General features: G+C 73.0%; 5 protein-coding genes. 1 reads left to right on the top strand and 4 read right to left on the bottom strand.

The genetic code is table 11. The annotated features are described in order from the left end of the window. The 4 genes from GTW40_RS02165 to GTW40_RS02150 all read right to left on the bottom strand — a co-directional run. A partial coding sequence (locus GTW40_RS02165) for an XdhC family protein (RefSeq protein WP_161178440.1) occupies positions 1 to 390 on the bottom strand: 390 nt, incomplete at its 3' end. 28 nt (positions 391 to 418) lie between these two features. After that, positions 419 to 2830 carry a xanthine dehydrogenase subunit D gene (gene pucD, locus GTW40_RS02160; protein ID WP_161178439.1) on the bottom strand — a complete coding sequence of 804 codons (2412 nt, stop codon included), beginning with the start codon at positions 2828 to 2830 and terminating at the stop codon, positions 419 to 421. Between the two features lies 1 nt (position 2831). Further along, on the bottom strand, positions 2832 to 3425 hold the full coding sequence (locus tag GTW40_RS02155) for a (2Fe-2S)-binding protein (RefSeq protein ID WP_161178438.1): 594 nt from the start codon (positions 3423 to 3425) through the stop codon (positions 2832 to 2834). Then, positions 3425 to 4321: an FAD binding domain-containing protein gene (locus GTW40_RS02150; protein ID WP_161178437.1), complete on the bottom strand. Its 897-nt coding sequence runs from the start codon at positions 4319 to 4321 to the stop codon at positions 3425 to 3427. Before GTW40_RS02150 ends, GTW40_RS02155 begins: the two co-directional genes overlap by 1 nt. Positions 4322 to 4618: 297 nt before the next feature. On the opposite strand from GTW40_RS02150, the gene GTW40_RS02145 reads away from it, so the two are divergent. Beyond that, on the top strand, positions 4619 to 5949 hold a 1331-nt coding region (locus GTW40_RS02145), incomplete at its 3' end, for a PucR family transcriptional regulator ligand-binding domain-containing protein (protein ID WP_161178436.1).

The raw sequence follows: 5949 nt of genomic DNA, 5'->3' as shown, positions 1-5949 counted from the left end.
GACCCGGGCGATCGCTGCCGTACGGCCCCGGGCGGCGGCGGCCAGCGCGGCGGCGAGCACCGGCCGGCCGGGGCTGTCGGCGCGCACCGCGGTCACCAGGACGTCGAGGGTGCCGCCGCAGGTCAGTCCGGCGGCGAAGGCGTCCGCGTCGTCGTACCCGAAGTGTTCGAGGACGGTCTCGCCGGTCGCGAGGGCCTGGCGGCACAGGTCGTAGACCGCGCCCTCGACGCAGCCGCCGGAGACCGAGCCGACGGCCGTGCCGTCGCCGTCCACCGCGAGGGCCGCGCCCTGCGGGCGGGGGGCGCTGCCGCCGACGCCCACCACCGTGGCCACGGCGAAGTCGCGGCCCTGTGCGATCCACCGGTCCAGCTCTTCGGCGATGTCGAGCATCAGTCGGCCTCCTGACCGTGCGCCGCTCTCATGCCGTCCCCGTCAGGTGCTCGGGCCGTACCGGGACCCGGTCGAGGTCGAGCCCGGTCGCGGCCCGGATCGCCGCCAGCACGGCGGGAGTCGACGACAGCGTGGGTGCCTCGCCGACGCCGCGCAGCCCGTACGGGGCGTTGCTGTCGGCGAGTTCGAGGACGTCGACCGGGATGGTGGGGGTGTCGAGGATAGTCGGGATGAGGTAGTCGGTGAAGGAGGGGTTGCGGACCTTCGCGGTGACCGGGTCGACCTGGATCTCCTCCATCACGGCGATGCCGAGGCCCTGGACGGTGCCGCCCTGGATCTGGCCGGTGACCGAGAGCGGGTTGAGCGCCTTGCCGACGTCCTGGGCGCAGGCCAGCTCGATCACCTTCACGAGGCCGAGTTCGGTGTCGACCTCGACCACGGCGCGGTGCGCGGCGAAGGAGTACTGGACGTGTCCGTCGCCCTGTCCGGTGTGCCGGTCGAAGGGCTGGGTGGGCCGGTGCCGCCACTCCGCCTCGACCTCGACGCTCTCGCCCTCCAGCACGTCGGCCAGCGCGGCGAGGACCTCCCCGCCGTCGGTGACCACCTTGCCGTCCTCCAGCAGGAGTTCGGCCGTGGCCCACGCCGGGTGGTAACTGCCGTACTTGCGGCGCCCGATGGCGAGGACCTTCTCGCGCACCAGCCCGCAGGCGTGGCGTACGGCGCCTCCGGTGACGTATGTCTGCCGGGAGGCGGAGGTCGAACCAGCGCTGCCCACACGGGTGTCGGCCGGTTTGATGGTGACCTGGCTCACACCCAGCTCGGTGCGGGCGATCTGCGCGTGCACGGTGACGCCGCCCTGGCCGACCTCCGCCATCGCGGTGTGCACGGTGGCGACGGGCGCGCCTCCGGCGACCTCCATGCGGACCTTCGCGGTGGAGTAGTCGTCGAACCCCTCGGAGAAACCCACGTTCTTGATGCCGACCGCGTAGCCGACGCCGCGTACGACGCCTTCGCCGTGGGTGGTGTTGGACAGACCGCCGGGCAGCTGGCGTACGTCGGCGCCCTCGCTGGACTCCCACTGGCGCTCGGGCGGCATGGGCAACGCCTTGACGCGGCGCAGGAGTTCGGCCACCGGTGCGGGTGAGTCGACGATCTGCCCGGTCGGCATCACACTGCCCTGCTCCATGGCGTTCAGCTGCCGCAGCTCCACCGGGTCCATGCCGAGCGCGTCGGCCAGCTTGTCCATCTGGGCCTCGTAGGCGAAGCACGCCTGGACCGCGCCGAAACCGCGCATCGCGCCGCAGGGCGGGTTGTTGGTGTAGAGGGCGATGGCCTCCACGTCCACGTCGTCCACCTCGTACGGCCCGACGCCGAGGGAGGCGGCGTTGCCGACCACGGCCGGGGAGGAGGAGGCGTAGGCGCCGCCGTCGAGGACGATACGCGCCTTGACGTGGGTGAGCCTGCCGTCGCGGGTCGCGCCGTGTTCGTAGGTCAGCTTGGCCGGGTGGCGGTGGACGTGGCCGAAGAAGGACTCGAACCGGTTGTAGACGATCTTCACCGGGCGTCCGGTGCGCAGGGCGAGCAGACAGGCGTGGATCTGCATCGACAGGTCCTCGCGCCCGCCGAACGCGCCGCCGACGCCCGCCAGGGTCATCCGCACCTTGTCCTCGGGCAGCCCGAGGACGGGGGCGATCTGGTGAAGGTCGGAGTGGAGCCACTGGGTGGCGATGTAGAGGTGGACGCCACCGTCCTCCTCGGGGACGGCGAGCCCGGACTCGGGGCCGAGGAACGCCTGGTCCTGCATCCCGAAGGTGTACTCGCCGGTGACGATCACGTCGGCGCGTTCGGAGGCCAGTTGGGCGTCACCACGCACGATCGGCTGGCGGTGGACGATGTTCGGGTGCGGGACGTAGGGAAAGTGGTGGTCGTCGCGGTGCTCGTGAACGAGGGGCGCGTCGGGGGCCGTTGCCGAGGCGTAGTCGGTGACGACGGGCAACTCCCGGTACTCCACGCGGATCTTGGCGGCGGCGCGGCGGGCGGTCTCGGGGTGGTCGGCGGCGACGACGGCGACGGGTTCGCCGTGGTGGCGGACCTTGCCGTGGGCGAGGACGGGGGTGTCCTGGATCTCCAGGCCGTAGTGGCGTGCCTCGGCGGGCAGGTCGTCGTAGGTGAGGACGGCGTGGACGCCGGGCAGGGCCAGGGCCTCGGTGGTGTCGATGGAGACGATCTCGGCGTGGGCGACGGTGGAGCGCAGGATCTGGCCCCACAGCATGTCCTCGTGCCAGAGGTCGGAGGAGTAGGCGAACTCGCCGGTGACCTTGAGGATTCCGTCCGGGCGGAGCGTGGACTCGCCGATGCCGCCCCGGGCGCCGGAGCCCTGGGTGATCTTCGTGGGGGCGCCCGACGGGCGGGTGGTGGTGGGGAGTTCGCGGGGTGTCATCTCAAGCCCCCTCGGTCTGACGGGCGGCGGCGAGGCGGACCGCGTCCATGATCTTCTCGTAGCCGGTGCAGCGGCACAGGTTGCCCGAGAGCGCCTCGCGGATGTCGGCGTCGGACGGTTCGGGGTTCTGCTCCAGCAACTCGTCGGCGGCGACCAGGAGTCCGGGGGTGCAGAAGCCGCACTGCACGGCGCCCGCGTCGATGAACGCCTGCTGGATCGGGGCGAGTTCACCGCCGGTGCCGGGCTGCCAGCGCCGAGCCTCCTCCAGGGACGTACCCGCCGCGGAGGTGCACGTACCCGCCCCGGAGGTGCACGTACCCGCCGCGGAGGCGCAGTCCGCGCGCTGCCGGGCGTGGTCCGCGAGCCCCTCGACGGTGACCACCTCGCGGCCCTCGGCCTGGCCCGCCGCGACCAGGCAGGAGCAGACCGGGACGCCGTCGAGGCGGACCGTGCAGGAGCCGCACTCGCCCTGTTCGCAGGCGTTCTTGGAGCCGGGCAGGCCGAGCCGTTCGCGCAGGACGTAGAGCAGGGACTCGCCCTCCCAGACGTCGTCTGCCTGCTGGGGGCGTCCGTTGACGGTGAAGCTGACGCGCATCAGGCGGCTCCCTCTTCGGTGGCGCGGCGGGTGTCGCGGTAGGACTCCCAGGTCCAGGTGAGCGTCCGGCGGGCGAGGACGCCGACCGCGTGGCGGCGGTACCCGGCGGTGCCCCGGACGTCGTCGATCGGGTTGCAGGCGCCCGCGCACAGGTCCGCGAACCGCTGGACGAGGGAGGCGGGAAGCGGCTTGCCGGTGTCCCAGTGCCGACCCTCCTCCAGGGCCGCGTTGACGAACTCCTCGGCGGTACTGGCCCGTACGGGCGTCGGGGCGGCCGAACCGATGCCGGTGCGCACGGTACGGGTCTCCGGGTGCAGGGCGAGGCCGAAGGCGCAGACGGCGATGACCATGGCGTTGCGGGTGCCGACCTTGGCGTACTGCTGGGGCCCGTCGGCCTTCTTGATGTGCACCGCGCGGATCAGCTCGTCGGGGAGGAGGGCGTTGCGCTTGACGCCGGTGTAGAAGGCGTCGATGGGGATCATGCGGGTGCCCCGGGCCGCCGACTCCGCCTCGACCTCGGCGCCTGCGGCGAGCAGGGCGGGGTGGGCGTCACCGGCCGGGGAGGCGGTGCCGAGGTTGCCGCCGACGCCGCCCCGGTTGCGGATCTGCGGGGAGGCGACGGTGTGCGAGGCGAGTGCGAGACCGGGCAGCTCGGCGCGCAGGCCGCGCATGATCGCCGCGTACGGGACGCTCGCGCCCAGCCGTACGGTGTCCTGGCCGGTCTCCCATTCGTAGAGATCTCCGACCCGGTTGAGGTCGAGGAGGTACTCCGGACGGCGGTGGTCGAAGTTGATCTCCACCATCACATCGGTGCCGCCCGCGATCGGCACGGCGCTGGGGTGCTCGGCCTTGGCGGCGAGCGCCTCCTCCCAGCTGGCGGGGCGAAGGAAGTCCATGACCGGTTCTCTTCCTCGTCTCTTCGTCGGCAAAGCCGATTCATTCGAGTGTTTTTGACATGGAGTGCTCTCAGTACACCGCCGCCCGCGCCGCCCGGGTCAGTCACGGAAACCATGAAGGAGTTGGCTGGCCAGGGCAGGCATCTTGTAGATTCGTATGAACGGAGGTCATCGGCAATCTCTCCGTTTCCCTCCGGAAACGTTTCGCCTTCTCCCGGAAACGTTTCCCCTGGGAGAGACGGAGACGGTCCGGCGGCACGGACCAAGTGTTTCGAGACAAAGAATGGCGGCGACGAGATGCGGCTGCGCGCACTGCTGGACACCGACGCGCTGGGCCTGCGGCTGCTCGGCGGCGAGGACGAGCTGGACCGTACGGTGCGCGGGGTCATGACGACCGACCTGCGCGACCCGAGCCGCTACCTCTCCGGCGGCGAGCTGGTCCTCACGGGCCTGGCCTGGCGCAAGGACGCCGACGACTCGGAGGCGTTCGTCCGGCTGCTGGTCCAGGCCCAGGTCGCGGCCCTGGCGGCGGGCGAGGCCGAGCTGCGCGACATCCCCGAGGACCTGGTGCTGGCCTGTGCCCGGCACCGGCTGCCGCTGTTCGCGGTGGACGAGTCGGTGGCGTTCGCGACGATCACCGAGCACGTCGTACGGCAGGTGTCCGGCGAGCGGGCCGGTGACCTGGCCGCCGTGGTGGACCGGCACCGGCGGATGATGACCTCGGGCCCGGCGGGCGGCGGTCCCGACGTGGTCCTCGACCTGCTCGGCAGCGACCTGGACCTGCGCGCCTGGGTGCTCTCGCCGACCGGCCGCCCGATAGCGGCCCCCAAGTCGGCGGGCCCGGCTCCCGACCCGGAGACCTTCGTACGGCTCGCCGCCGAGCATCTGGCGGCCACCCGCGCGGGGCGTCCCGGACCGCACCGGGTCGTGGTCGACGGCACGACGTACTCCCTCTTCCCGGTCCGCTCCTCCGGACGCACCCCGCAGGCCGCGCCGGACGTGCGCGAGACCGTGCTCACCGACTGGCTGCTGGCCGTGGCGGCGGACGCCGCGGACTGGCCCGAGGAGCGGCTCGACCTGCTGCGGGGCGTCACCCAGCTGATAGCCGTCGAGCGGGACCGGCGCGAGGCGTCCCGTACCGTGCGCCGCCGCCTCGCCCAGGAGGTGCTGGAGCTGGTGCAGTCCGGCGCCGCGCCCGCCGAGATCGCGGCCCGCCTCCGGGTCGCCGCGCCGGTGCTGCTGCCCGGCCTCGGGGCGGCCCCGCACTGGCAGGTGGTGGTGGCCCGCGTCGAGTGGGAGGACGGCGCGGTCGCGGGCGGTCCCGTCGCCCAGTCGCTCCTCGAAGAGGTCCTCGCCGATCCGCTGGCCACCGGCCCCGATGCCGCCGACCGGGTGGCGGTCGCGCACACCGGCGACGAGGCCGTGGCACTGGTACCGCTGCCCGCCGTCTCCACCGAGCACGACGGCTCCGAGACCGGGCTGCTCGCGGACGCCCTTCTGCGCTCGGTACGGGACGCCCTCTCGGCGGGCCTCGACGGCGACGGCCGCCTCACCCTCGGCGTCAGCGCCGCCGTGCACTCCGCCGAGGGGCTGCGCGGCGCCCTGGAGGAGGCCCGGCACGCCCGCGG

This window comes from Streptomyces sp. SID4985 (assembly GCF_009863025.1).
In the GTDB taxonomy this organism is placed as follows: domain Bacteria; phylum Actinomycetota; class Actinomycetes; order Streptomycetales; family Streptomycetaceae; genus Streptomyces.
The sequence above is the reverse complement of the archived record's forward strand: the minus strand, read 5'-3'. Positions and strand labels throughout refer to the sequence as shown.